We start from the raw sequence: 25,824 nt of genomic DNA, 5'->3' as shown, positions 1-25,824 counted from the left end.
GAGATCATAATTTCTTAATGACTTAAAATTTATTTTTGTCATACTTATTAGAAGATACAATCTGAATTACTGATGTACTAGTACAGTTTGTTTATAGCCATTAAGCTCATTGGAATAAGGTATGTTTAGTTTGTAATTAAGCCAAAGTTCTTTTAAAGTTCATTTATTGTTTTAATATTGAAACTGATTCACTAATCACCATTTAAAATGTATTAATATGAAAAATTCTGCTTTAACAATTTTTGCTGTCGTTGTATTAATGGCCTGCAAAAAAACAGAAACAACAAGGGTAGTTCAGCCTACAGACAGTACAACAGTATCTGCTCCTGTAGATTCTCCTACTACCATTAACGATTCTACAAAAATCACAAATTCCCCGCCTGGGAATGCTCTCAGTGATCAGGATAAAAAATTTGCTGATGCTGCCGCGAAAGGAGGACTGATGGAAGTTATGATGGGGCAGTTAGCAGCTGCTAATGCTGCCGGCGCTACAGTAAAAACTCTGGGAGAGATGATGGTCAAGGATCACAGTAAAGCCAATGAAGAACTAAAAAAATGGGCCTCAGCAGCTGGCTATACACTGCCAGATCGTTTGGATGCTGAAAAGCAAAAAAAGTATGATGAGCTAAAAGCAAAAAAGGGAGTGGAGTTTGACCGTATGTATACTGATCTGATGGTTAGCGATCACAAAAAAGACATTGAAGAATTTAAAAAAGAAGGCTCCGAGGGTAAGGAAACATCCTTAAAGTCTTTTGCCAACAAAACACTTCCCACTTTAGAACACCACTTAATGGAATCTGAAAAAGCGAAGACTAGTGTTAAATAATAATCTTAAAGTACAGCCTTTATGATCTCAATCATAAACTGAAATTGGTATATCCAATAATTTTGAACTGGATTTATACATCACTATTTGCATTCGTATTATCTACTCTCCTAGTTTTAGGAGAGTTTTTATTATATAAACAGATGTTTACTTAGGGTAATATCTACAAGAAACTATTAATTAAGTTCATAATTCCCAATGACTAAACTTAAAATGAAATTAACATAATCTTTTTGTGCTTCCTGTCTATTAATTAATCTGTTTTTGTAATCATAAGATTTCAAAACATCGGTCAATTTGGTGTAAGTATCAAGGTTATTTCCTTTAATTTTAAGCCTTCCATTGTTATCTTTTGTTTGAATGATAGTATTATCTGGAGTTCGGACTTTAAATAAAGCATAAGATAATTTTGGATTGAAATTCATCCGGCCTGTATATCTTTCAACTATATTCACCTTAAATGAATCAAAAACGATCGTGTTGAAAATAATATTAGAGTAAGATTCCTGAGTCTTAAGCTCAAGTGTATAATTCATGACTTTATTTTTTATACAAATGTATTAACAATCTAAAAAAAATCAAAATAAGGCGATGTTCATTATTTCCTTCTAGTGTCCGAATTATATGTAGGTATTGAATTTTAGTAGCTATCGATGTTCTGTAAATGATGCCGGAGTTATAACCTGTACTAAAGTTCGAAAAAAGCTAGTCAGGCCTATACCAAGTATTCCAGATTATCAGTTATCCTTTTATAAAAAATAATAGAGTAGTAGGTCTGCCATATCTTGTGTGTTCACAGCAGAAATAAAAATTGTTTTTTTCTTCAATAGTGCTGCTTAATCTGCCATGATTTGGTGATTAATTTTAAGGGTTTATTTATATGAAATGCAAAAAGTATTTCAATAAACCAAACAGCAAACTGATCAGAATAAGATAGATCATATTTAATTTATATCTGTAAAGAAGGATAACTGAAATAATGACCCATAGCAGTGAAATCCAGTTTATATCAGATAGGGTGATAGGCTGGCTGTTGAATAAGATTTCCTCACCCAGATAAAATGCTAAGTTGACAATAACACCGACCACTGCTGCCGTTATTAATGATAACACGCTTTGTATCATTCTATTTTTCTGCGTTTTTTCAATCAATGGAGCTCCCATGAAAATCAGAATAAAATTAGGCAGAAAAGTAAAATAGGAAGCTATAAGCAATCCGATAGAGCCCATGACCAAAGAACCTCCAAAGTGGTTGTAGCCAGCCATAAAGCCAATGTAGGACAGTACAATAACTAAGGGGCCCGGTGTAGTTTCAGCCAAAGCAAAACCATCGATCATCTGCGCCTTACTCAACCACATCAATTTATTGGTTAATAAGTTGGCAGCATAAGGAATAACGGTGTATGAGCCACCAATGGTTAAAAAAGCAGCTTTGGTAAATAGTAAGGATGAATCCTGCCAAAATGCAGGGTCAATCATGAAATTAGATACATATAAAAACGGGACTAACCACAAGGTTACAAACACTAGGAGCTGCAAGGCGATTTTCTTTAACGATGTTGTAGAACTGCTTTGATTGGAATTTACAAAATATAAATCTTCATGAATGAGATTCTCTTTTGCATTATTTCTGGCTCTTGAGATTAGAAGCTTGGGGAAAATCAGGTTGACAGCAATTCCTAAGATGATAATACCAATTAAGATATAGGGCATTGAAATATGACCAAAATACGACAATGAAAAAGCCATTGCTGCAGCAAAAAAATGCAGAGGAGTAAGAAGGGATTTCTGGCTCACTTTCCATGTTGCAAATAAAATGATAGCCAGAACAGCGGGTTTTAACCCATTAAATATAGATGTTAACAAAGGTGTATTTCCATAGAGCGCATAAACTAAACTCAGCCCCAGTAAAATACACATTGAAGGAAGTATAAAGAATAAACCAGCTATTATACCACCTTTTATACCATGGAGCTTCCAGCCGATGTAAATGGACAGCTGATGTGCTTCCGGACCGGGTAAGATCATACAGGCATTAAGGGCATGATAAAATTTGCTGGTACTGATCCATTTCTTTTTATCAACTAAAAAAGAATGCATGATGGTAATATGACCGGTTGTTCCTCCAAAGCTGATCCACCCCAAGATGAACCAAAACTTTACAGCTTCTGAAAATGACGGTTTTGGAACTTTTTTTTCGTTTATAGTTTGCTGCATTTATTCTATATTTAGGAGCATGATAATGATTGGAAAATCGATGATCCCACAAATAACGTATAAAGTAAATCCTAATTAAATATCAGAAAATAGGAACTCAAATATAAGGATTTCAGAGGACTTATAAAAGGTTTTGGATAGGGTTTGTAGGTCATGTAATAATATTTTAATCTTACTAAAAATCCGAATCTTTCAATTCGTAAGAAATGTTTGAAACAGGCTCAATTTAGGTTTCGTTTTATAAGACGAACTCTTTTAAGAGGAGCCCTTCATTATCCTCTCTTTATTTAAAGTATGAGTAAACTGTGATTCATTGTGTAAGCAATCAGTTCTGCAGAAGTTTTAGTGTTTGTTTTTTTCCTAAGATTACTTTTATGATTTTCTACCGTACTATAAGAGATAAAAAGTTTTTCTGCGATTTCCGGACTGTTGAAGCCTTGTGCCATAAGGCTTAAGATATCTTTCTCACGATTAGTTATATTAGGCTTTTCTGTGTCTATTTGAAGTAACTGCTGATCAACATGCTTAAAATACTGGACTTCATTATCACTAAAATCCATTATGGAAAGAAGTGGCAGATTTTGAATCCTGAAATGGGATAGATCGTAAATAATGACTATAGATGCTTTTATTTCGTAGTTACTAATAATTTGAAAGGGTGACTGAAGTAATATCCATCGATAATCTCCATCCCGCGTAATCATTCTGCCGTAATGATTGAATCCAACATCGGTTTTTCCCTCTCTTAAAAATTGCAAACGTACATTGGCAGAAAATACGAATGCTGCCATGACGTATTGTCTATCTTGCGGATGAAATAAATTAATGAAAAATTCAGTACTTGATCCCATCCAATCTTCTTTGCTAAAAGGAGTAAATTGTTCAATATTTTCACTGATTCGTTCTATTTCCATATTTGTCGAATTGACAATAAACCAAAAGAAGGGTCCCAGAGAAAACTTTTTAGCATTTTCAATTGAGTCCTCAAAAAAGTCGAAATAGTTCGCAGCCAATTGACCATCTTTTTTATTGAAATAGTCATTAAACTGCTTTTCATCCATTGGATTGATCTTTTTTTTCATAACATTCCCACTAATTAATATAAGTCTACTTTTTTATTGCGAAAATTATACCAGCAGCCATAAAGTCAAAGCAATAGCTTTTACTGCATACAATTTCCTGATGCCTTTTTTTGTTAATAATAAAAGAAGTTTTGTAATGAAGTTTTTTAGCTTGGATGAGCAGTGTATAAAAGTCTATTGTTCTATAAGAAACGCTTCAGCGGTGCTGCAAACCATCAAAATGCTGTTATCATATTATAAGAGAAATGATTTTTGATAGGGCCCGTGTACTATGCTCGATTTATTTAAAGGACAAGCAAGCTGTGATTCATAGTATAAGCAATCAGTTCTGCTGAAGTTTTAGTGTTTGTTTTCTTTCTAAGGTTACTTTTAGGGTTTTCCACCGTACTATAAGAGATAAAAAGCTTTTCTGCAATTTCCGGACTGGTGAAGCCTTGTGCCATAAGCTTTAATATATCTTTCTCACGATTGGTTATATTAGGCTTTTCCGTGTCTATTTGAAGTAACTGCTGATCAACATGCTTAAAATACTGGACTTCATTATCACTAAAATCCATGATGGAAAGAAGGGGCATATTTTGGATACTGAAATGGGAAAGATCGTAAATACATAATATAGATGCTTTTATTTCGTAATTATTAATAATTTGAATCGGAGATTGAATTAATATCCAGCGATAATTTCCATCCCGGGTAATCATTCTTCCGTAATGATTGAAAATGAAATCGGTTTTTCCCTCTCTTAAAAGCTGCATATGGGCACTGACAGCAAATGCAAGCGCTCCCATGACGTATTGTCTATCTTGAGGATGAAATAAATTAATGAAAAATTCAGGATTTGAGCCCATCCAGTCTTCCTTACTAAAAGGTGTAAATTGATCAATATTTTCACTGGTTTTTTCTATTTTCATGTTTGTCCCATTAATAATAAACCAAAAGAAGGGTCCCAGAGAAAACTTTTTAGCCTTTTCAATTGAATCTTCAAAAAAGTCGAAATAGTTCGCAGGCAGTTGACCATCTCTTTTATAAAAATAATCATTAAACTCCTTTTCATCCATTGGATTAATATTTTTCCCCATAATATTCCCACTAATTAATATAAGTCTACTTTTCTATTGCTACAAGTATACCAACATACACACAGTCAGGTCAATAGTTTTTATTGGAATTTAATTTCTTTATACTGTTTTTGTGGATGACAACAGGATGTTGTAATAGAATTTTTAGCTGGCTTGAGTTATTTCTAAAAGACCATCAAAAGTTCTTTAGGTACTTCAGCAGTGAAAAAAAATTGAAAAAATTAGATATAGGTCTTTTGTGGCTGTCAAATTCAAAATGTGAAAACTCCTATATTGTAAAATTTAGATAAAAAGCATCGGTATATCTCAACAAAATCATAGAATGAAATTTAAACTTAAGCAATGTAAGAAATAAAAGAATGATACCGATGCTATATAATTACTTGATACTATAATCATACACTGTATCTTCATCAAGATATAAATACAGTTTTAATTTAAATAGTCCTAAGAATTTTTTTTTTAAAACAAAAACACATTCTCGGGTATGTATTTTTTGTACCTTATAATCAGTGAAAAAGAAATCCAGCTCATCCATTTTTTTTCCAACCAGCTGATCTTCCCGCAGCAGAATGTTTTGATGCTTATCATAGAAGTAATATTTTTTATTGAAATAAAATTTTTTATTTTTCATCCTTAGAAAAATTTTATTATTTGCAAAGTCTTTTATTTTTCATGTTACAGGCCTTGTTAAAGGCGTGTAACATGAAAAAATATATATAATGATGTGTTTTTTTGAGCAGGGATTGGTCTTCCTTTCCAGTTCCGTTTCTGAACCCATTATTGGATACCGATTTATTGAATGAATTTTTTAGAAACTTTCCGACCGTTTTCTACAAATGTTAAGACATAAGTCCCTTTATGGTAGAAATTCAATATAATTTTGCTGGTTTCAGACTTTCCTTTTTGAATCATTTTTCCGCTGATATCATAAATTTCGTAGCTGCCAAATTTTTGAGAATTACTACTGACAAGAATCAACGAATTATTATCTGGAGAATAATGAACGGCATTTGCTGCTTTGTTGGTCTCAATAGTATTTAAAGTGGCCCCTGGAATTCGTACTGAATAATCTTCCGTTTGACCATTCGTTAAGTTTTCGCAGGGAGTTTTCTGATTCCTGTCCGCTATTACTCTCATCCTCAAATAGGTGTCTCTTGTTGCTGTAACGGGAGGTGTAAAATTGATCACATAGGGTGATTGTCCGGCATTGAGTCTGTTAGGTGAAGCGCCAATCAATTCTGAATCTTCAAAAATGCCGTTATTGTTATAATCAATCCATGCCCTTATATACTGTGAGTTGCCCACAAAACTTATCTTTAGCTGATTGGAATTGACGCTGATATCTGTAAAAACTTCTCTTTTAAAGCAGTTTTGCAAGCTGTAATCCGCATAATAATGTCCATTGGAATACGTCCAAAATGCATCAGATGCATTATCTATGTTGCCGAGCTGAACTCGCGTTGGACCCATGGATTGATTTGCAGGATTAGTTATACCGGTAGGTTTACAGGCGGAAGCAAGTAATGTGGGTACAGGAGAAGCCGTTCCTGCCAAAGATCTTGTTAGATTGGACCGGTACTGCATGAACATAGCAATAGCACGCTCCCTCTGCCCCGCAGTAAATTTCCTTGGCCTGGCCGTATAATTCATGACATTATACTGAATCCCCTGATAAGGTGATCCTGTACATGGATTAATGTTTGTGTTGGAAGGAAACGGCGAAACGTATAAAAGATTAGCAGTAGGTTCTGTATCACATACTTTATCATTATTGATGGTGCAGTCAGAGTTATCCGGACAATGTGAAGCCTGCGGAGAAGACGAAATGGCAGAAGTTCCGGAAAATACGTGATCCAGTCCAAATGCATGCCCTAATTCATGTGTAAAAATATAGGGATTACCAATACCGCTTACTTTCATAAAACTATCATAGGTAGAATTGGGATTTGAAGGATAATATGCCCAGCCTAAAACCCCATTGTGCCCTTTATCTCCATCAATACCAATAACCAGATAGATATTGAAATAAGAGCTCTCAGGCCAATGCGGGACCATATTTTTTATTGTGTTTTCATTAGGTCCATTAGGTCCGCTGGGTCCAGATGATCTCACACCATAGGTATCATACCCCTGAATGCTGCTCCCGTTATACCTTATAATTCCGTTAGTGCTAGCACATTGAGGAGTTCTTTTGGCCATCACAAGTTTAAAAGGGATGACATTTCCACCATCATTTCCCGGGCCTTCCGGATAATAGCCGTTGCCATACGTAGTTGCGAATACCTTGTTGCTGTTTTCTATCCATTCCTGGATCTGTGCATCAGTCCGTACAAGAGAAGCGTTGGATGGATCAGAGGACTCTATAACGTGTATCACAACAGGAATTTCATAGACCTGTCCTGTGTACAATCCGTTTTTTGAGGTAGCCCCAATTTTATTAAGATATTCCTTTGCATTCATCTTCAAGAGGTGGGCTTCTGCCTCTTCTCTTGATTTCCGTACTTCTGGATCTTTTCTTTCAAGTTCCTGCTGAACCCGGTCAAAGGCGCAAGATTCCTGCCCAAATATCATTATTGTGCCTAATGATAAAATAATAGCTAAAATTTTTTTCATTGTGAAGTTTATATTAATAATCTTAAATAGATATGTGTGAAACCTTTTTTGCATGAAGGCCTGATACCCGAATAATAAAAGGGATTGTCGTCTTTAATTTTTAGAAATCTTGAAATATCAATATGGCAATGATTACCTTCAATGCATATCCAGATTACAATGATTTTTTACCAGAGAATCTGTTACCTATTGCATCTATAATTTAGTTTGGATTTGAGCTCACGTCCCAACCCATAGTCTAGGATGAGAGATCTCTTCCATTATTGTCTTAAATAAAACAAAGCATCGGTATCCCAAACAATATGATATAAAGAAATTAAGTCGCAACACTTAGCTATGAAAGGATGAATAAAAAAATATACCGATGCAGTGTTTTATAATTTTAATTGAAGATTAAATTTGAATAGCATAATCATATACTGTATCTTCAGTAAGATATAAATGTAGTTTTAGTTTAAACAGCCCTAAAAGTGATTTTTTCATAATAAAAATACGCTCGTTGGCATCTGATTTTTTGATCTGATAATCAGTGAAAAAATATTTGAGATCGTCTATCTTTTTTCCAACTAACTGATCTTCTGATATGATGTTCTGATTCTTATCAGAAAAATAATATTTTTTATCTCTCATACGGATCAGTGGTTTGGTATTGGTGAATTCTTTTTACTTTTTTTGATGCATTTTTTTTCCAGGCCGCCAAAGTATTCCGGCTTAATTTAAATACTGATGCAATGGCTGTGTTGGTCATCTTATTTTTTCTTTGATATTCCAATATTTTGGCAATGCTTTCATCATCATAAGATTTGTGCTCATTACTTGCTTCACCGTCATGAAATAAAATATGGTTAAGAGTGATAACATCCAATGAGGATAGCTTTTCCTTTTCGAGGAAATACGTACAGCTGGAAATTTTTTTTGGAAATTTTTTCGATATGATATCTGAGAAAATTTTCACATAATTAGGTTCTCTGCTTTCCATGAGTATTTTGTGTTTAAGGGAATTTATTCTTATGATTTGTATTTTTCAAGCCACTTGTATAATGTAGTTTTCGGAATTCTGTACTCTTCAATAACCTGCGCTCTTGTTTTTTCTCCGCTTTCTATCAGGTTTACAATAAAATCAATAATTTCTTTGGTGTAAATGTTTTTTTTGAATTTCGGCAATTCAGATTCTTTTTTTACATGAGATTGATTTATTGGTGTTTGCGGAGCGTATAAAATCAAATGCTGGTTGTATATCCTGAAAAAATCATATTCTAAAAGTTTACTCCATCTTAATATGAGTTCAGAATCAAGGCTTTTTAATGTATACATGGTATCGATTTCATCTTCTGAATATTTAAGAAAATTACAGATACGAACGATATCAATTTCACATTCCAATACTCTTTTCTGAATGAGCTGACCGATATGTATGTTTTTAAAATCCATTATTCTTGATTTAAATTATGAAATACTCAGCAGGATAAACTGTATGGTAATGAGGTAACTTATTTCTAGTGGTTTTTGTCATTTTTATTTGATTACAAGCCCGTATTGACTTGTAATCAAATAAATATATATAGATTGTGTTTTCTTAATATGAATAATAATTCAGATCATAATTATTTTAATTCAATAATATAACTGATCTTAGATTGGTTTTGTTTTCCGGATCCATTGCCTCCCTAAACCATAACATTTGAATAATAATCTATAAATTTCAGTATTTTATTTTAACCTTCTAACACTTACCTGTGATATAGGCCCAGAACCTGTTGAACCTGTGTTGAATGCTTTTATAGTAAGTGTTTCAGTACCATTGCTAAAATGGGGTGAAGCTCTAAAAGAATACGTTCTGTCATTTCTTAAGTTAATGGAAGTAATTAAGGTATAAGTTTGTAATCTGCCTGCTGTTGGATAACCATCATTAACCCTGGCAACCCATTGATTAGAGGCATCATCCCAAAGTCCAATTACAGGTCCTAAACTACCTACGGAAGCTTTGGTATCTGTTAACTGTAAATTCATAGTTATAGAATAGACCCCATTCTCCTTAACTCGAAAATTATTCCAAGTAGCAGTAGAAGTGTAAGAGTTTTCATTGTCTATAATTTCAACATTTAAATTTCCGATATATAATCCAACCGTTGGACTACTAGTTGCAGTCATACTAAAATCATCAGTCATGAGAGCTGTTATTTCCTGAGCCACTATTGTCTTTCCGTTCGTATAAATGACTGTACCAGCTGAAGTAAGATCACTGGGACCGTTTATTGGCTGCATTTTTTGCCAAATACCGTTTTCAAAATAATAAAATCCTACTTTGTCAATATTAACAGCTGTTCCTGTAGCTGCTCCCGTTCCTATATTATTAACATATACCAACGTAGATACAGGAACCGAAGACATACTCTGTGCTCTCTGCCGGTCAACTCGAGGTACTAAAATCCCATCTACATTAGCAGCGGATCCTGTTGGAACTTTTGCAACAACGTCAAGGGTTGCCTGAGGTGTCGATGTATTGATACCTACCTGTCCGAAGATAATAGAACTTACTGAAGTAAATGTTCCGATAAGTAATTTATTATTTTTCATTTTTTGTATTATTTAATTGTTTATTTAGGCTGATGTTTAAAAAAAAGAAGTCTTTTTTATTGTCTCGTACTGATAAATAACCATTGAGGTTGAGCGGAGTTGCCCCTTATTCACTTTCAGATACAGTATTAAGCAAGCGGGCTACGTATGTTGGTAATCTGGCTTGTTATCATTGGGCTTAAAAAGGATTTCTTTGTACTGTTCTTTTAAATCTTTGGGAGCCAGAGTAAGGTTATTTGATGAATGTGGAGCTGCAGAATTGATACCGACCTGTCCGAACGCATGTGAGGTGCATAAGATTACACCTGTTAGAATTAATATTTTTTTCATTTTTTTAATTGTGTCATTACAAATCTTGAACAAGCCATAGGCTTGTTTAGGTTCATAGGTTATTTGTGTTTTTTTAGCCGAATTCTATCGGAAGTAACTGAGGACAAAGTTAGTAGGTCTGAAAATGAAAACATATAGTAGATATCTATCATTTTTACTCTTTTAATTTGTTATTATGATAATAACTGCTGTTTTGTATTATTGTAATTAACTTGAAAAGTACTGTGGAAAAAAGGCTCAGGTTCAACATATCCTGAAAAATTATGAAATTAACAGAATCTTATTTAATAAGGTGAAATATTTGATGATGCCAATCACAATATACTATCCAAAATATTTTATTGCTTGAAAATAAAAAGAGACTACTTCAAAAGTGAAGCAGTCCCTTACATTAAACATATAATAAAGTCTTCTTAATCCAGTTATTGAGCATTTTTCAAAGCTTTGGCAATAATATTCATTAACATAACAGAGTTAGATACATTAGCCCGACCTCCCCATGTGCTTATAACGGGTCTCCTGCTGCTATCTAATAACCACGGATAACTGTTACCGCTTACAGGAGCTGGACTACCTACATACACTGACATTCCACCATCTCCGAACCAATAGAACTCTTTTGGTTTATATTTGAATGCCATAACATTGCTTCCTGAGCTGGACAAAATATCAATTATGTTAGGATCATAGCTTCCACTCATATTTTTGGCAGTACACGCATCGTTACCATATATTTTTCCTCTCGCATCTCCAAAATCTCCAACCAATACATTACTTGTACTTGAATTAATTGCAGTACAAGTTGACCAGGTTCCAAGAGTACTTTGCCCCCCCGACATCGATCTAACCAAATTCGTCGTAGATGTCCCGCTTGTTTCAGAGAACCAGAGAACGGTCCCGCCATTTTCAATGAAAATTAAAATGCTGTTGAGATCAGTTTGATTAGCTATATCATAAGCATACCCTACGATTAACATTTTATATCCCGCTGTTCTTAAATCTGAAAGACCACCACTGGTTACATTACGCCTTGTAACGTTCCACGTATTTACTGTTTTAACGGTTCCATTAGGCCCAAAATTATTGGGACTGTACATCGCAACTCCTAACCCTCCATTAGTTCCTGTATCTACTGAATAAGGACTTGCGCCCAAGGCCAATATTTTCATCTTTGATAAATCAAATCCAGCAATAACGGTAAAGTTTACGGTACAGGTAGATCCACCTATATTTACGATAAAACTTGCTGTTCCTGCTGAAGAAGGTGTTCCGCTTACAGTATAAGTAAGACTTCCCGTACCATTGTTAAAATTTCCGGCAGCAATTGTGGCGGTCAATCCACTAACTCCTGTTGATGCAATGCTTTGTGCTGTAAAAGGACCACCATTACCTGCAGTATATGGTATTGTAAATGATACCCCAGTAGCAGGAGAATTGGCAACTAATGTTCCGGAAGTAGTTGATGCACCACAGTTTAATGTTGCCTGTCCACCTTTCATATTCACATTGACATTCACAGAACAGGAAGAACCGCCTATGCTCAGGGCAAAAGTAGCTGTGCCATTATTTGTAGGAGTTCCGGATATACTGAACACCAGATTTCCGGATCCGCTGTTGAAGTTTCCGGCAGTTATACTGGCAGACAATCCTGTAACTCCTGTAGAATTGATATTTTGTGCCGGGTATGCTCCTCCGTTGCCAGCAGTATAAGGCACGGTAACAGACACACCATTTGGCGGTTGTCCGCTTACTAAAGTTCCTGTAGAGCTTGCGCCTGTACAGTTCAAGGTAGCAGAGCCTGTTACAGTATTAATAGGTCTACCACAAATTTCCAGCCATTGATTCTGAGGTGCAGCAGCCCAGTAATTATAACACTTTGTGTCGGTATTATAAACCCATAACCCATCAACAACAGAGTCTCCGGCTGTTGGTTGAATAGAGGCGATATTGGCTGTTGTAAGTCTGGGAAATAGCACCCCTGTATTGTTTGTCTTAGAAACAATATCTAAAACAGTTTTTTGATGGGGTGACGATGTATCTATCCCAACCTTTCCTCCCTGGCTGTATAAGTATGATAATAAAAAGATACATAGTAGAAATAATAATTTTTTTTTCGTCATTTTCTTGTTGTATTAAAATTGTGTTTTTTTCAATTGTATTATGTTACAAATCTTAAACAAGCCTCAGGGCTTGTTTAGGTTCATAGGTTATTTGTGTTTTTTTACCGATTGATATCGGTATTATCGATGGGCAAAGTTAGTAGGTCCAAAAACTAAAACATATAGTAGATATCTATCATTTTAGGCCTGTCTGATTGCTATAATGATAATACAAGTTAATTTTGTTTGTATTATTGCCTTGGAAAAGTAAATACGAATCGGGTAATCCGATAAACTTTTGTCGAAAAAATACTAAAATAATAACCCTCTGCATCAGTGATAAGTGAGAAAATGATCTCTCTGAGAAATTCAGTGACTGCACCGTGATGGTTCTTTGAAGTTTCACATACAATTACCATAAAACCATTTATACTACCTATCGTGAAATAACTTTTAGTATTTATAGAAATGGGGTAGTGCCTGAACATTAATCCAGACAAATCAAAATAATCAATACAGATATTTAATTTTTTTATAATATGGAAAATGAAGTAATAGATTTAAGAAGTGACACCTTGACCTTACCAACACCGGAAATGAAACATGCGATGAACAATGCAGTATTAGGTGATGACGTGTACCATGAAGATCCTACAGTGAATCAACTGGAAGAAAAAGTAGCAGCAATGTTCGGTAGGGAAGCTGCTCTTTTTTGTCCTACCGGAACTATGACCAATCAATTGGCGATTAAAGTTCATACAAAACCCGGGGATGAAGTGATTTGTGACCAGCTTTCCCATGTTTATCTGTATGAGGGAGGAGGAATTGCCATGAATGCTTTTTCCTCGGTTCGGACATTGGCTGGAGATTATGGAAAATTAAGTGCAGCTATGGTCAGAGATGCTATTAATAATCCGAATGATATTCATCAACCCATAACCAGACTTGTCGTATTGGAAAACACAACAAATAAGGGAGGTGGGAGTATTTATAATTTTGATGAGATCAAAAGAATCAAAACAATATGTAAAGATCATGGGCTTATTTTGCATTTAGATGGAGCCAGGCTATTTAATGCTTTAACTGAAACTTCAGAAACCCCTAAGGACTATGGAGAAGTATTTGACAGCATATCCATTTGCCTGTCAAAAGGATTGGGATGTCCTGTAGGATCTGTGCTTATTGGTTCCTCTGTGTTTATTAAACAGGCAAGAAGAGCAAGGAAAGCAATGGGAGGAGGTTGGAGGCAGGCCGGTGGATTGGCAGCAGCAGGCATTTACGCTCTTGACAATCATATTTCCCAGCTTAAAAATGACCATTTCAGGGCAAAAAAAGTGGGGGAATTATTAATGACCTATACAGATATTATCAGCTTATATCCCGTTGAGACTAATATTGTGATAGGAGTTCTTCCGGAAAATATAGAGGCAGTAACCTTTGTTGCTAAAATGAAGGAAAATAATATATTATGTTCACCTTTTGGAAAAAATCTGGTACGCTTTGTGACCCATCTGGATTTTACAGATTCTCATTTAGATGTACTTGAAAGCAAATTAAAATTGTATAATACCAGCAGGATTCTTTAAAATATGATCAACTGGAAGTATAGCTTCATTTTCTATTTCATCTGATGTTTTCGATGAATTTATTAATGACCCACAACACAAATTATAATTAATCGAATGAAAATTTCCGTCATTATTCCTGTCTACAATGCAGAAAAATATGTCGCAAATGCAGTACATTCTGCATTACATTTTAAAGAAGTTTATGAAGTTATCCTTATTGAAGACGGATCACCAGATAATGCACTTCAAATTTGCATTGAATTAGCTGAAAAACATGAAAGGGTAAAATTTTTTCAGCATACTGATCATAAAAATCATGGGGCAGGAGCAAGCAGAAATCTGGGGATTGAAAAATCAACCGGGGATTTTATTGCTTTTCTGGATGCTGATGATTACTTTCTACCCAATCGATTTGCTGCTGAAAAAGAGCTTTTTAAGAATGTGAAAATTGAGGGAGTGTATGGCGCTCTTGGTGTACATTACTATTCTGAGAAAGCGAAAAAACAGTATTACAGGTTATTTGGAGAAAGACTTACAACGGTTTATAAAAAATATGAACCGAAAGATATTTTTAAAGGACAGCTTCATATGTTGGGAACCTTTGGTCTTTTCAGTATTGACACTCTTACCGTTCGAAAAGAGGCTCTTTTAAAAATGGAGACTTTGTTTAAGCCAGAGTTACAGCTTCATGAAGATACTGAATTTCTTTTCCGTTTGTCATTTTATCTCGATCTGTATCCCGGGATTATTGATCAGGCTGTTGCTATAAGAGGTGTACATGAAAGTAACAGAATAACAAAAGTGGATAACAGGGAAATAAATCCGGCAATATCAAGAGCTATACTCTGGAGGGAGGTGAGCAACTGGCTGCAGAGCGAGAAGGAAGTTTCCGAAGATATAAGAACTCATGTCAAAAGAATGCATAGAAGTTTTGAAATTGCAAAAGCACCTGCATTGCAAAAATGGGGAATGATTGTACGGTATCTTTTTACCGATTATCCAAGTATACGGTCAGGGCTTTATAATATTAATTTCAGATATAGTTTATTTTAAACGCATCAATTTATAAATTGTAAGTTTGGATAGATTTGTTTACTCCATGGATGTTGTTTAGTAATCGGCTTCAATGGTATGGAATAATTAAGTCCTTTTTTTTATTCATGTAACGGTCATAATTTCTGCATAATTATTGTAGTAATTTTTTATCTGGAAAATAAAAAAAGGTTAAGAAACCGTTTAGGCTTATTAGTGAAAATACTTAATACAAAACCTATAATGGTATCCTATAAACTGACTGATCACGCAAAGGAAACCATTCCTGTTATCAATGCTTTAATTGAATTTGGACTAAAGCACAGGACGAAAATAAGGCAAAGTCTTCTATGAAATTGATATTTGTTTCTAAAACCAGCATTTACTGAATTTTCCAAATAGACTTTATTAGAGAAATCTAAAGTGCAGAAAAGATAATAAATGGATATTTATAGCAGGATAAAAAATAGATTATGACGTTCTTTATGCACCTTGGTAAGAAGAAAGTTATTACATAAAATCAGTAAGGAATTTTATAATAGTTTAACAATTCTGGCTGAAAAATATTTTTTATTTTAGCATATCGAAATAATTTTTTTTATCATTTGTGTTTTTATCCCCGGGTTTCTGGGGATTTTTATGATCACTTCATATTAGTTTCGTATTTGTAATTAGAGCTCCTTGAGTACCTAGGCAGTATTTCTCTTTTGTACTGATGAAAAAAAATACCATACTTGATATGCAGAGAAATGAGTTGTGGACTATCACCTATAAGCCCACTTATAGACAATAGTTTTAAGTATTTTGTAGTTTTCAATGACCTCTGTGTTCGACATTTTCCATCATTTATATTCACCAAAATAATATTATTTCTTTCGAATAATTTTTTCGAAAAACCAAACTCTTTATGATTTTACAGAAATTTTAAAAGTATATTTAACGGTTGAGAACAAAAAAACACTTGGTGTAAGATAGGCAAAGCATATGCAATTCTGTTCAACTTTAGTAATAAGACAAGAAGTTAGTTGTTTTTAATGTTTCCGCCATATTGAAGCACTTCGTGTGCTCAACTTCACAAACATTTATTAAATGATTACGAACAATGGATAAAAATGATTTTGAAAATTTCACACAAGAGGTAAGTTGGTTTGTCAGACCAGATGATAGAGTAGAACTTGAACATAGAATCAGTAAAAATTTTAGTCCGCGATTTATAGCTACATTCCCGATTTTATATCATCTATTACTTCAATCGACTTCGATAACGCGTGTTGATATAACATCATCAAAAAACAAAGAATCAAGCTATTATCTCCATACTTGGATTGACAGGAATGGTTTTAGATGTGGTTGGTTATGTGATATTGAAAAAATCCAGACAGAAATCGAAATTTTAACTGAACATCAGTTACTCTTAGATGAAATGGGGGGAATAAAAGAAACATATCATTATTTTGATGCAGGAAGTGAAATGCTGACCGATAATCAAAATTTTATTTTTATAAAATCTGGTCTTACGAAGGGGCTGGGTAACTGGACTGATTTATATGATCAGGTTTGTAAAGATGAGCAGGTAAAGCAAATTGATACAGATGATTTGATTTGTTTCGCACAGGAAGCAAATGGGAATGAGACCTTTTATGACTTAAATACAAAACAGGTTTTACTTTTTGCTGCTGACCACAGTTTCGAAAATATTGAGGTTTTAAAAGATCATTCAGAATATACGTTTTATACAATTAATGAGGTAACGACATTGGTTGATTATGTAGAGAAACTGGCCCAACAATGGCTGCAAAATATAATACCAGCAGAGGATTAGCTTTATATCATGATAATATTTTTCGTTTGTGATTAAGTTCATTCCAATGACATTTGTTGCATAGGTTTCTGGTACTCTTCTGATTGCAAAAAAAGATATATAATAAAGTGTGAGTATGTTACTCCATAATGAAAAGATCATTATACCCTTGACAAGTTTATATTGATTCTCATCGATGTCAAAAGGGATGAAAGAAAAACAAAAAGTGCACAGAACGAAGCATGAAAAACATAAAATTACATTGTAGATCCAGTATTGAAAGTATCAATTTTGATGATACCCGCATCTGATAATACGTCTTGCATGATGTGATTTTGTACATAAAAAATGAAAGTATCCTGATCAGGAAGTATAGGCATGAGTAAAAGTTACCTGGTAATTGCGTCGGGCTACCAGGCATGTGTCAAATGCTTCAAAGTAAATTAATGTAGTACTTCCAAGCTGTTTACCAGATTAAAAATGACAAAAAGAGACGGATTATGGCAATAGGAACTTGGAAAAATACAAGACCGTATGGAATCATCCTTAATGATTTTGAGCTTCAGGCATTGGATAGTGCCAACATAAACACTTTTGGAGATCATAGAAGACTGTCACAACAACGGATATACCACACGAAGCATTAATGATATAATTTCCAATCCATGTGTCAAAGTTAATATATATTGAAATATTCACAAAATATTAACTGATGCTTTTGATATAAAAATTGGTTTTTCCAGAATTAAAGGGCATAAAAAAAGCCCCCCGGGGGCACGAGTGGCAAAGTGTAAATTATCAAAAGTATGAATGCATTAGTCAATTATAAAATTAAAGCGAAATTCACCATTAGAATATGACTAAAATCATAAACGAAAAATCCCCGGATATATCCGAGGATCAACTAATTAACCATGACTCAAATTGAACGTTAGAATCAGCCGCAAATTTAAAAAAAAATTAAATTATCTTGCAATAGATGGAATTAAGCACGAGTAATTTTTTTATAGTGCTTTTAAACCACATCCCAAAATAATTTCATTTTGAAATTATTACGTATAAAGGAAAAACTACTAGAAAAATTGTAGTATAATAAGTTTTTAAAATTAATATCATCAAAAGGTTTGCCTTAACAAGTGGCAATGGTTGAAGGGCATCAAATTTAAAATCATAGATAAGCATCGAAAAACCTTTTTAATATGCTGTTTGATGTAATTGTTAATAATCGCATAGGATTTTATTTTTTTTCATTATTAATTCATTTGGTTTCTAATTAAAATAAGTAGAATAACAGCAAGTGTTTTTGGTGTAAAGTGGATGTGAAAACATGCCTGCCGTTGGTGAAAATTCATAAGTATGGTATCTACTGTAGAGTATACCAAGTCGTATTCTTGCAAAAAACTATGGTGAAACCAATAATTATAAATGAGAACAAAAACCGCACGCATGAATTCCATTATTTTTTCTAAGTCCCTTAAGTCATCTTCTCCTAGCATTTTAAAGAAACAATATTGGAAAATGAAAATAGATTTAATACACCATGATGGCGATCATATGGCAGGTGTTGGGTGTAAAGGCTTCTTTTAGCATGTATTTCCAATGATGAAACATTGTATGTACAATTGAACTGAAGTCGATTATAAACTAAATGACAAACTTTGAAAGGCTAGATTTATCATAGCTAATTACAAGAAAGAAGTGTACTGTCTAATTGGATCTTTTGATTACTGTAATCAATCAGGAAGTTGAACATTATCATTGAGGCCGGCTCTTAAGAAATCCCTTCTTATATCTGTTAATGATTCTGGTTCATTAAAACTTCGTGTTCTCATTGGACAAAAAATCTTAATCTCTTTATCAGGATAGGTTTCTTTTAAAAGCAAAGCACTTGCATAAGCTGTTCTTCCCAGCGTTAGAATATCATCTACAATAATAATAGTGGGTTCCGAAATGATAAGTGGTTTTACTTTTAAACTGTTTAAATGGGTGCTCACCGAATTCCGTTGATCAGCACTGAACTTGCTGCTTGATTTAGCTATTGCCTCTGTTCTGCTTAAACAATCAGTTACACTATTTCCGATTCCATTTTTCACTAAGTTTTCTGCAATAATCAATGATGGATATACAGCTCCATCTACCTGAGGGGAGCTTCTTGGAACTGGGACTAAAGTAGTATCTTCAAAATAAGTATGTAGATTATTTTCTTTTAAGTAATGATAAATGATTTGTAAATCCAGCTTCGCCATTTTTAATAAGACCCTCTAGATTTTTGGATTGCATGGCAACTGTATTTTTCCCTCTCGGAGAATAGACTAAAAAAGTAAGATACTCAAAACGCATAATCGGCTTTTGCAGTAAGGTATGGGATATCAAGTATTAAGTCATCATAGTCATCATTCGTAAGGATCTGAGCTCCATAGTTCAGCATTTCTTTTGCCCAGCTAATATTTTCGTTAATAACGTTTTCCATTATAAAAAGTTCCCTACCCAATCGTAAAGCTTCCCATCCCTGATGTCTGGTTCCACTTTTTTCATTGGCTTCAATGATTATGGTAGCATCACTTATAAGGGCCATAGTACGGTTTCTAATTGGAAAATCCTTATTGGTAGTAGGATATCCTACAGGAAATTGTGAAATCAAAAGATGGTCTTTTGCAATGATATCCTGAAGACTTTTATTGGCAGCAGGAAAATATTTATCAAGTGGAGTTCCAATTACTGCAATGGTATGACCACCTAATTCTATAGCTGTTTTGTGCGCTGTTGCATCAACTCCTTCTGCCAGTCCACTTACTACCGTAATGTTGTTTTCAACTAAGAATTTTGAAATTTTCCTTGCTCTTCTCACGCCTAGGTCAGAGACCTTCCTGGAACCTACTACAGATACTCTTCTCCCATTTTCCAAAAGAGAAAAATCTCCCTTGAAAAATAATTCTCTGGGGCTGGACTTCTTTTCAATCGGAGTAAGATTAGAATAATATGTATGGTATGGATGCTGGTTCATATACAAAAGTAATAATTTATACTAGATTTGTTCAAAATGGATATAAAATATTCATAAAATGTGAAAATTAGAATAAGTTTAAAATTGATATTTTTTCTTAATATTTATAATAGTAATCAGGCTTGAAATTATACTAATGTCAGAAATATATTACTTTTAGCAAGGAATTAGGGGAAGATTGAGTTTTCGAAAATTACTGGTCATTTTTTTGGTAAACATGAGATTAGTTTTATCAATTAAATATTTAGAATCAGATCTGTTAAAATTAAAGTATGTTTTTTATGAATAAACGGGTTTTGCTATAAAGAAATTCCGTAATATTAGTCAGAGAAGTATTGAAGGCTCCCAAGAACGTAAGGATAAGCCATAAATATTATACTACACTCAAAAACATCATTAACAAAAGCAAAATTAATATGACATTTAAAACATTATTTGTGACAGCGGTAATTGCAGCAACTCTATCAACAGCTACTTCCTGCTCGTATTTTGATAGTAATAAAAACCGTGAAAAAGGAACGCCCATGGAATCGTCAAAGACAGCTGTACAAAAACTTTTGGCTGATCAAGAGACTAGTGAAGGAAAACGTTTTTCGATCAAGGGTTATTTGAATTATTCCACAGGAATGACGGTTTACGTTAACAGGCCCCAAACAGTGTATGTAAATACGGCACCGGGTGATGGCGGGGAAACGATTACTCCCATAGAGATGACTTGGGCAGAAAATGGACATAACAGCGTTTTTGTTCCTGAAAATGCTGGACGTGGAACTGATAAAACAATATTTTATGATAATGAAGGAAAACCACTGACGACGAATGATAAGGTAGAAGTCTCATTTGAGGTTGGAAAAGCATCTGTTTATCCAGTTGAAATAAGAATAGACAAAGTAAAATAGTACAGAAGGGCAATCCCCATATTTAATGAATGACAAGACGTGTTTTTTATAACATCATTTCCAATACTTGGTAACTATGTATCTTTTCTTTGGTAAGTATATAAGCACTTTTATTGCATTATTCAGGCTTTCCATAACTGCTTTGTTGTAGAGGCAATCAGTGCCAAATGATGTGCTGATTTACCTATTATTGTCACTCTTGTTGTGGAGGTAGTTGATCTATCCGGAAAGAAATTATTTGAAGTGAAAAGCATTCATACTATTGATGTTTCATCGCTCACGGCAGGGGCTTACATCTTATCTGCGAAAACCAGAGAAGGAGAAATTATTCGACAGACCTTTGTTAAAAGTAAATAAAGCGAACTTATAATTTGTGTATTTTCTCCAAGCTATTGCAAATTTATTAGCTTTTTTACTTAAATAAACCACTGTTTTGGGAATGCCCTAAAAAGATAGACACTTTTTAGGGCATTTTTATGGGAATATCAAAATATAGAGTAAGTTTCGCTAAAAACAACAAGGCGTTCCTGAAATTTCATATGCAAGCAACGATTATCTTTTTGGGTCTTAACCATATGAGAGGAAATGGATTAAACAGTAGTGGTAAACTTCCACGTTTTTGAAGGCTCCCTATTTTTCAAACAGTAAATAAATATAAAATACGCTCTATGTCCAAGTATTGAATATCGACGATGATTTTAAAAATAGATAGCTTATTAATTAGATACTAATTTTTAATGATGAATTATTATTAAAATTCTGGTGAGCCTGGAAAGTGACGGTTATAAAAGTATAAAAATTATAGCTGGATCAGCTAAACCAGCAAACTTCCTCCATCAGCCACAACAATCTGTCCGGTGGTGAAACTTGCTCTCATCAGGTACAGATAAACTTCAGCAATTTCATTTGCGTTGCCTATCCTCCCGGTTAGTAATTTACTTCCCGTTTTGTTGTAAAGCTCCTCTCTTTCAGTATGGGACATATTTTCGAAGAGGTTTGTCCTGACCGTTCCTGCACAAACGGCATTAACTCTTATAGGTGCAAGTTCAATGGCAAGCGCACGGGTAAGGCCTTCAATAGCACTTGCCATTGCTGCAATTACAGCTGTGCCCTCTCTGGGCTTTCTTCCAAGGGCACCAGTGGTTAAAATAATTGATCCATCTTTTCTGATCATCGGCATGGCATACTTTGCCGCCATTATTGCTCCCCAGAAACGTAAATTAATGGACTTTTTTGCTTCATCAATATTAAGTTCTGATAATTTGTTAAAACTTAGTCTGTCCCCCGCTGTAAAAATGAGGTGATCAAACTCACCTATTTTTTTTAAGAGCAATTCGGTTTGCTTTTCATCTCCAAGATCAGCGGTGAATCCTGTACTTCCTGGCGGTAGTGCTGATAATGCTTCATCTACCTTTTTCTGTGTACTGGAAACTACAACGACTGAAGCGCCATTCTCCGATGCCAGTAACGATGCTGCTAAACCGATGCCGGATGTGCCGCCTAATACAACAACTTTTTTACCAGCCAAACTGTTGTCCCTATACTGTGTCATAAATTTTGATTTTTTTATATTTACAATAGCAAAACTATCAATCATTCATGATAATTTTACTATTCATTACCTTTAGGATAGTTACTATAATTATGGGAAAAATAACATGTACTTCAGATGCCCCTAACAGACAATTAGCACTGAACGACGCTTTGGAACTATTAAGTGGGAAATGGAAAATAGTTCTTCTGCGAAGTTTGTACCTTTCTGGAATTATGCGCTTTAAAGATTTGTTGGAAAGCGTGCAGGGCATCTCACCCAAAATATTGTCAAAGGAATTACAGCAGTTAGAAGAGAATTTACTGATAACCCGGACGGTAAACAATACAAAGCCGATAACGGTATCCTATAAGCTGACCGATCATGCTAATGAGACCCTTCCAGTTATTCATGCTTTAATAGAATTTGGACTGAAGCACCGGACGAAAATAAGGCAAAGTATTTTTTGAATTTGATATCTGTCCGAAAAGACAGCTTTCATGTAATTTTATGAAATATACTTTATTAGAGAAATATGGAGTGTAGGGAAGATGATATAAGGATATTTATAGCAGAATAAAAAAAAGATTCTGACGTTCTTTAAGAGCACTAGAAAGAAATAAGTTATGTTATAAGATTAGTGATTTCCGGAGTTAAAGCCAATCACTGCCAAATGATGTCCTAGCTTACTGAAATATTAGTTTTGATTAGGATATTGAGGACAGAACAAGATTATATCATTAGCCTTTTTTCAGTAACATCTCCTTTGATCGGTTTTTATGCTCCTTTTTTCGATTAACTAATGAACTGAAGGAACATAATGAGAGTTTTGAAAGATCGATATCCCATAACATTTCATTGTGGTTATCAATAACCAGCGTTTTGTCATTCATATCAAATTTCTCTGCAAAACAATAATAAAGCAAACGGGAAATCATTAGCAGGGTTCTTTTCTCCTTTTGGTTGAGCCGTATATAAAGATACTGGGTATCACCTTTGCCCATTAAATTAAGAGGCATTATCTGTTCTTCACCGTAAAAAATGTTATGATGAGAAGTCCAGCCACTCAATCGTTTTATTCTTCCTTTATCGGAAATCATATACCGATGTTCAAATCCAGGTATGGGCTTCCAATGTTCCTCCGGCAGATTTTTGAGTGAGAGATTCAGACACGCAGGAGGATTGTCTTTATCAATGGAAGGCTTGCCTAACTTTTTCCACAGAGAATGGTTAAGTATAGGGTCTGGATTAAGTGCTTGATTTGCTGTCTTCCGAAGAAAATCTTCTTTCTGGGGAGGATAGTCTTTTAAAAACCACCGAAAGCCACCTGCAGTAAAACTTTTCTTTTGCAGGACATACAAAATATTTCTGCAACCAAGACCAAGAGCCTTATCTGCGTTATATATACTTTCAAAAGTCTTTACCCAATCACCTTGCACCGTATATTGACTGACCGGTTTCTGGTATTCAATATTTCGGTTTTTTACGCGGTTTCTTTCAACAGCCATAACAGATTTTTCTCTGCTTGATAGCATTTGTAAATTTTTATAATGCAGATGAAGACTATTACCGTCTTTATAAGAAATAACAACTGAGGTGTTTTTTAGATTGAACTTTTCCACGAAATAATAGTAGACCAGGCGGGCTACAGACTTATTATAATGGATGCCTTTGAATGAAAAACTGCATTGTACACGATAAAAAGAGTGATTAAGATATTTATTAAAATACTTTTTGAATGACGGTTTTTTAATCAGTTCATATTCTTTCCGGAAACTGCCATTGGGAAACTCTGTCCAGCGCTCAAGGCTTTTCACACGTCCGAAATTGGAAATGGCATAACTGTCAAAATCCTGAATAATCTTCCATTCTTCTCCGGGAATATCTTTAAGGGAAGTATTGTAAAGAACTTCATTAAGGTAGGGGTCTTCTATGTCTGGAAGTATCTTCATAGATTGAAAAATTTCTTTTATTGCTGTTTCTTTTCTGTAAGCTAAAGTTTTGGTAGAACAAAAATAAAAATTATGTTCCGGAAAAACAGGGAATGTGGTAGTGTGAAAAATTACGTTAATTGAGTGCTTAATATTGTAACTTACTGAATGGAGTTTTTGAGACCATTATTTCGGGAGTATTTAAACTTCCATGGGTAATGCTATCTCGTGTTTTTTTAACTTATTAAAAGGATACCCCTAAATTATAGGGTCTATGTTATTTAATTTTTCGTCTAAAGGACTTTTAAAAGGTTTAAACTCCAATTTATCAACTGCTCCTTTGACTTTCTTTTTAAACTCTTCCTGATCCTTTTCAATTGTTAAGTAATTATATAAATTATTATATAAATTATTATATAAATTTTCAGCAATAATTTTTTTTCCAGTGTTAAAAGTAAATTTTTCCTGTTTTTAGTTGATGTTAAAAATTTTGACTATATTAAAAAATAGTAAAAATGCTGATAATAGTCCCTTCCTTCTTAATCGTAAACTCTTTGCTAGCTCTATGTTCATTATTGCTGTATTCTAACTTAGGTCTGAAAGTCATGTTATTAATTTTATAATAATTTGAAATGTCTGTCATTCTGGATATTGAAAATATATTTTTGTTGCTTTGATTATTTTTTCTGGATTTTTCCTTATAGTAGACTTCTATTGATTTAAACCTATCTGAAATTTTATTTTCTACGCAGTATTCATTTTTTCCTGTCAGATCCTTTCTTATATAATCGAAGGTTTTTCGTCTGAAATTGCGTGCTTCGGAATCTATTTTGACTGCTTTAAAATTTACAGAAGTTTTCATGACAATAAAATAGTTCACCTAATCATTACACATAAATAATAAGATTCATTTGGCTTCAATTTTCACTAATTGACTTAATAAGATATAAAATAAATCCGCATCTAACCGTTCTTTCTAAAAAGTTTTATTTTTACCTATGGTCCATTGGGTAAGACGCTTTACACTTCCTTTGTTGGAGATGACGTACCTGTTTTCAAGCACAGGTATGAGCTCCCAATGCTCTCCAGAGAGGTCATCAAGAGACAAGGTTCATGCATGCAGACGGATGGTATGTACGGTTTTAATATAAGTGGTCTTCTTTACAATATTATTATGCATAGTAAAATCACAATCTCGCACCGACATTCTTTGTCTGTTTGTAAAGCTTAAA

General features: G+C 34.0%; 27 protein-coding genes. 8 read left to right on the top strand and 19 right to left on the bottom strand.

All coding sequences use genetic code 11. From position 1 onward, the window contains the following. The first annotated feature begins 217 nt into the window (after positions 1-217). Positions 218-826, top strand: coding sequence for a DUF4142 domain-containing protein (locus BM143_RS13435; protein ID WP_090024947.1), 609 nt, complete (start codon positions 218-220; stop codon positions 824-826). A gap of 176 nt (positions 827-1,002) precedes the next feature. Here BM143_RS13435 and BM143_RS13430 read toward each other — a convergent pair whose 3' ends face one another. The 12 genes from BM143_RS13430 to BM143_RS13375 form a co-directional block, all read right to left on the bottom strand. Next, entirely contained in the window at positions 1,003-1,362 is a 360-nt protein-coding gene (locus BM143_RS13430) for a prevent-host-death protein (RefSeq protein ID WP_090024946.1), read from the bottom strand. Between the two features lie 340 nt (positions 1,363-1,702). Continuing rightward, entirely contained in the window at positions 1,703-3,043 is a 1,341-nt protein-coding gene (gene chrA / locus BM143_RS13425; protein ID WP_090024945.1) for a chromate efflux transporter, read from the bottom strand. 287 nt (positions 3,044-3,330) lie between these two features. After that, a complete protein-coding gene (locus BM143_RS13420; RefSeq protein ID WP_090024944.1) occupies positions 3,331-4,125 on the bottom strand; it encodes a LuxR C-terminal-related transcriptional regulator in 795 nt (264 codons plus the stop codon). Positions 4,126-4,409: 284 nt separating this feature from the next. Next, positions 4,410-5,204, bottom strand: a complete 795-nt coding sequence (locus tag BM143_RS13415; protein WP_090024943.1) for a LuxR C-terminal-related transcriptional regulator — start codon at positions 5,202-5,204, stop codon at positions 4,410-4,412. A 379-nt stretch (positions 5,205-5,583) separates the two neighbouring features. After that, a complete protein-coding gene (locus BM143_RS13410) occupies positions 5,584-5,838 on the bottom strand; it encodes a hypothetical protein (protein WP_090024942.1) in 255 nt (84 codons plus the stop codon). Between the two features lie 161 nt (positions 5,839-5,999). Further along, positions 6,000-7,820, bottom strand: a complete 1,821-nt coding sequence (locus BM143_RS13405; RefSeq protein ID WP_167375292.1) for a GEVED domain-containing protein — start codon at positions 7,818-7,820, stop codon at positions 6,000-6,002. A 393-nt stretch (positions 7,821-8,213) separates the two neighbouring features. Next, positions 8,214-8,450, bottom strand: a complete 237-nt coding sequence (locus tag BM143_RS13400; RefSeq protein WP_090024940.1) for a hypothetical protein — start codon at positions 8,448-8,450, stop codon at positions 8,214-8,216. After that, positions 8,440-8,799: a helix-turn-helix domain-containing protein gene (locus BM143_RS13395; protein WP_185116547.1), complete on the bottom strand. Its 360-nt coding sequence runs from the start codon at positions 8,797-8,799 to the stop codon at positions 8,440-8,442. The genes BM143_RS13400 and BM143_RS13395 overlap by 11 nt, the downstream gene beginning before the upstream one ends. Before the next feature lie 29 nt (positions 8,800-8,828). Beyond that, positions 8,829-9,251 carry a transposase gene (locus tag BM143_RS13390; RefSeq protein ID WP_090024939.1) on the bottom strand — a complete coding sequence of 141 codons (423 nt, stop codon included), beginning with the start codon at positions 9,249-9,251 and terminating at the stop codon, positions 8,829-8,831. A gap of 279 nt (positions 9,252-9,530) precedes the next feature. Continuing rightward, positions 9,531-10,397, bottom strand: coding sequence for a hypothetical protein (locus tag BM143_RS13385; protein ID WP_090024938.1), 867 nt, complete (start codon positions 10,395-10,397; stop codon positions 9,531-9,533). A gap of 141 nt (positions 10,398-10,538) precedes the next feature. Next, positions 10,539-10,727, bottom strand: a complete 189-nt coding sequence (locus BM143_RS13380) for a hypothetical protein (RefSeq protein ID WP_090024937.1) — start codon at positions 10,725-10,727, stop codon at positions 10,539-10,541. A 422-nt stretch (positions 10,728-11,149) separates the two neighbouring features. Beyond that, the gene (locus BM143_RS13375; protein ID WP_090024936.1) at positions 11,150-12,847 is read right to left on the bottom strand and encodes an autotransporter outer membrane beta-barrel domain-containing protein; all 1,698 of its coding nucleotides are present in this window, start codon (positions 12,845-12,847) and stop codon (positions 11,150-11,152) included. A gap of 518 nt (positions 12,848-13,365) precedes the next feature. Here BM143_RS13375 and BM143_RS13370 point away from each other — a divergent pair. The 4 genes from BM143_RS13370 to BM143_RS24025 all read left to right on the top strand — a co-directional run bounded on the left by BM143_RS13370 (position 13,366) and on the right by BM143_RS24025 (position 17,874). Beyond that, positions 13,366-14,412: a threonine aldolase family protein gene (locus tag BM143_RS13370; protein ID WP_090024935.1), complete on the top strand. Its 1,047-nt coding sequence runs from the start codon at positions 13,366-13,368 to the stop codon at positions 14,410-14,412. Positions 14,413-14,508: 96 nt separating this feature from the next. After that, positions 14,509-15,447, top strand: a complete 939-nt coding sequence (locus tag BM143_RS13365; RefSeq protein ID WP_090024934.1) for a glycosyltransferase family 2 protein — start codon at positions 14,509-14,511, stop codon at positions 15,445-15,447. Between the two features lie 1,081 nt (positions 15,448-16,528). Continuing rightward, on the top strand, positions 16,529-17,248 hold the full coding sequence (locus BM143_RS13355) for a hypothetical protein (protein ID WP_090024933.1): 720 nt from the start codon (positions 16,529-16,531) through the stop codon (positions 17,246-17,248). 479 nt (positions 17,249-17,727) lie between these two features. Continuing rightward, positions 17,728-17,874, top strand: coding sequence for a hypothetical protein (locus BM143_RS24025; RefSeq protein ID WP_167375291.1), 147 nt, complete (start codon positions 17,728-17,730; stop codon positions 17,872-17,874). A 606-nt stretch (positions 17,875-18,480) separates the two neighbouring features. Here BM143_RS24025 and BM143_RS24295 read toward each other — a convergent pair. The 3 genes from BM143_RS24295 to BM143_RS13340 form a co-directional block, all read right to left on the bottom strand. Continuing rightward, complete coding sequence (locus BM143_RS24295; protein WP_090024932.1) at positions 18,481-18,723, bottom strand: YWFCY domain-containing protein; 243 nt, start codon at positions 18,721-18,723, stop codon at positions 18,481-18,483. 237 nt (positions 18,724-18,960) lie between these two features. Then, the gene (locus BM143_RS13345; protein WP_090024931.1) at positions 18,961-19,473 is read right to left on the bottom strand and encodes a phosphoribosyltransferase; all 513 of its coding nucleotides are present in this window, start codon (positions 19,471-19,473) and stop codon (positions 18,961-18,963) included. An 83-nt stretch (positions 19,474-19,556) separates the two neighbouring features. Continuing rightward, entirely contained in the window at positions 19,557-20,231 is a 675-nt protein-coding gene (locus BM143_RS13340; protein WP_090024930.1) for a DNA-processing protein DprA, read from the bottom strand. Positions 20,232-20,647: 416 nt separating this feature from the next. On the opposite strand from BM143_RS13340, the gene BM143_RS13335 reads away from it, so the two are divergent. After that, entirely contained in the window at positions 20,648-21,130 is a 483-nt protein-coding gene (locus BM143_RS13335; RefSeq protein WP_139222045.1) for a hypothetical protein, read from the top strand. Positions 21,131-21,334: 204 nt separating this feature from the next. Further along, complete coding sequence (locus tag BM143_RS24290) at positions 21,335-21,487, top strand: T9SS type A sorting domain-containing protein (protein ID WP_167375290.1); 153 nt, start codon at positions 21,335-21,337, stop codon at positions 21,485-21,487. Between the two features lie 457 nt (positions 21,488-21,944). Here the strand turns inward: BM143_RS24290 and BM143_RS13325 are convergent, their stop codons facing one another. Then, a complete protein-coding gene (locus tag BM143_RS13325; protein WP_090024927.1) occupies positions 21,945-22,682 on the bottom strand; it encodes an SDR family oxidoreductase in 738 nt (245 codons plus the stop codon). A 92-nt stretch (positions 22,683-22,774) separates the two neighbouring features. Here BM143_RS13325 and BM143_RS13320 point away from each other — a divergent pair, with 92 nt between their 5' ends. Next, complete coding sequence (locus BM143_RS13320; protein WP_090025021.1) at positions 22,775-23,131, top strand: winged helix-turn-helix transcriptional regulator; 357 nt, start codon at positions 22,775-22,777, stop codon at positions 23,129-23,131. A 270-nt stretch (positions 23,132-23,401) separates the two neighbouring features. Here BM143_RS13320 and BM143_RS13315 read toward each other — a convergent pair whose 3' ends face one another. The 3 genes from BM143_RS13315 to BM143_RS24285 form a co-directional block, all read right to left on the bottom strand. Then, positions 23,402-24,613, bottom strand: a complete 1,212-nt coding sequence (locus BM143_RS13315; RefSeq protein WP_090024926.1) for an NUMOD4 domain-containing protein — start codon at positions 24,611-24,613, stop codon at positions 23,402-23,404. 478 nt (positions 24,614-25,091) lie between these two features. Then, a complete protein-coding gene (locus BM143_RS13310) occupies positions 25,092-25,454 on the bottom strand; it encodes a hypothetical protein (RefSeq protein ID WP_090024925.1) in 363 nt (120 codons plus the stop codon). A 114-nt stretch (positions 25,455-25,568) separates the two neighbouring features. Further along, positions 25,569-25,700 (bottom strand): NUMOD4 domain-containing protein, encoded by a 132-nt coding sequence (locus BM143_RS24285; RefSeq protein WP_139222044.1) that lies wholly within the window; start codon positions 25,698-25,700, stop codon positions 25,569-25,571. Positions 25,701-25,824 lie beyond the last annotated feature (124 nt).

This window comes from Chryseobacterium oleae (genome assembly GCF_900115055.1).
In the GTDB taxonomy this organism is placed as follows: domain Bacteria; phylum Bacteroidota; class Bacteroidia; order Flavobacteriales; family Weeksellaceae; genus Chryseobacterium; species Chryseobacterium oleae.
The sequence above is the reverse complement of the archived record's forward strand: the minus strand, read 5'-3'. Positions and strand labels throughout refer to the sequence as shown.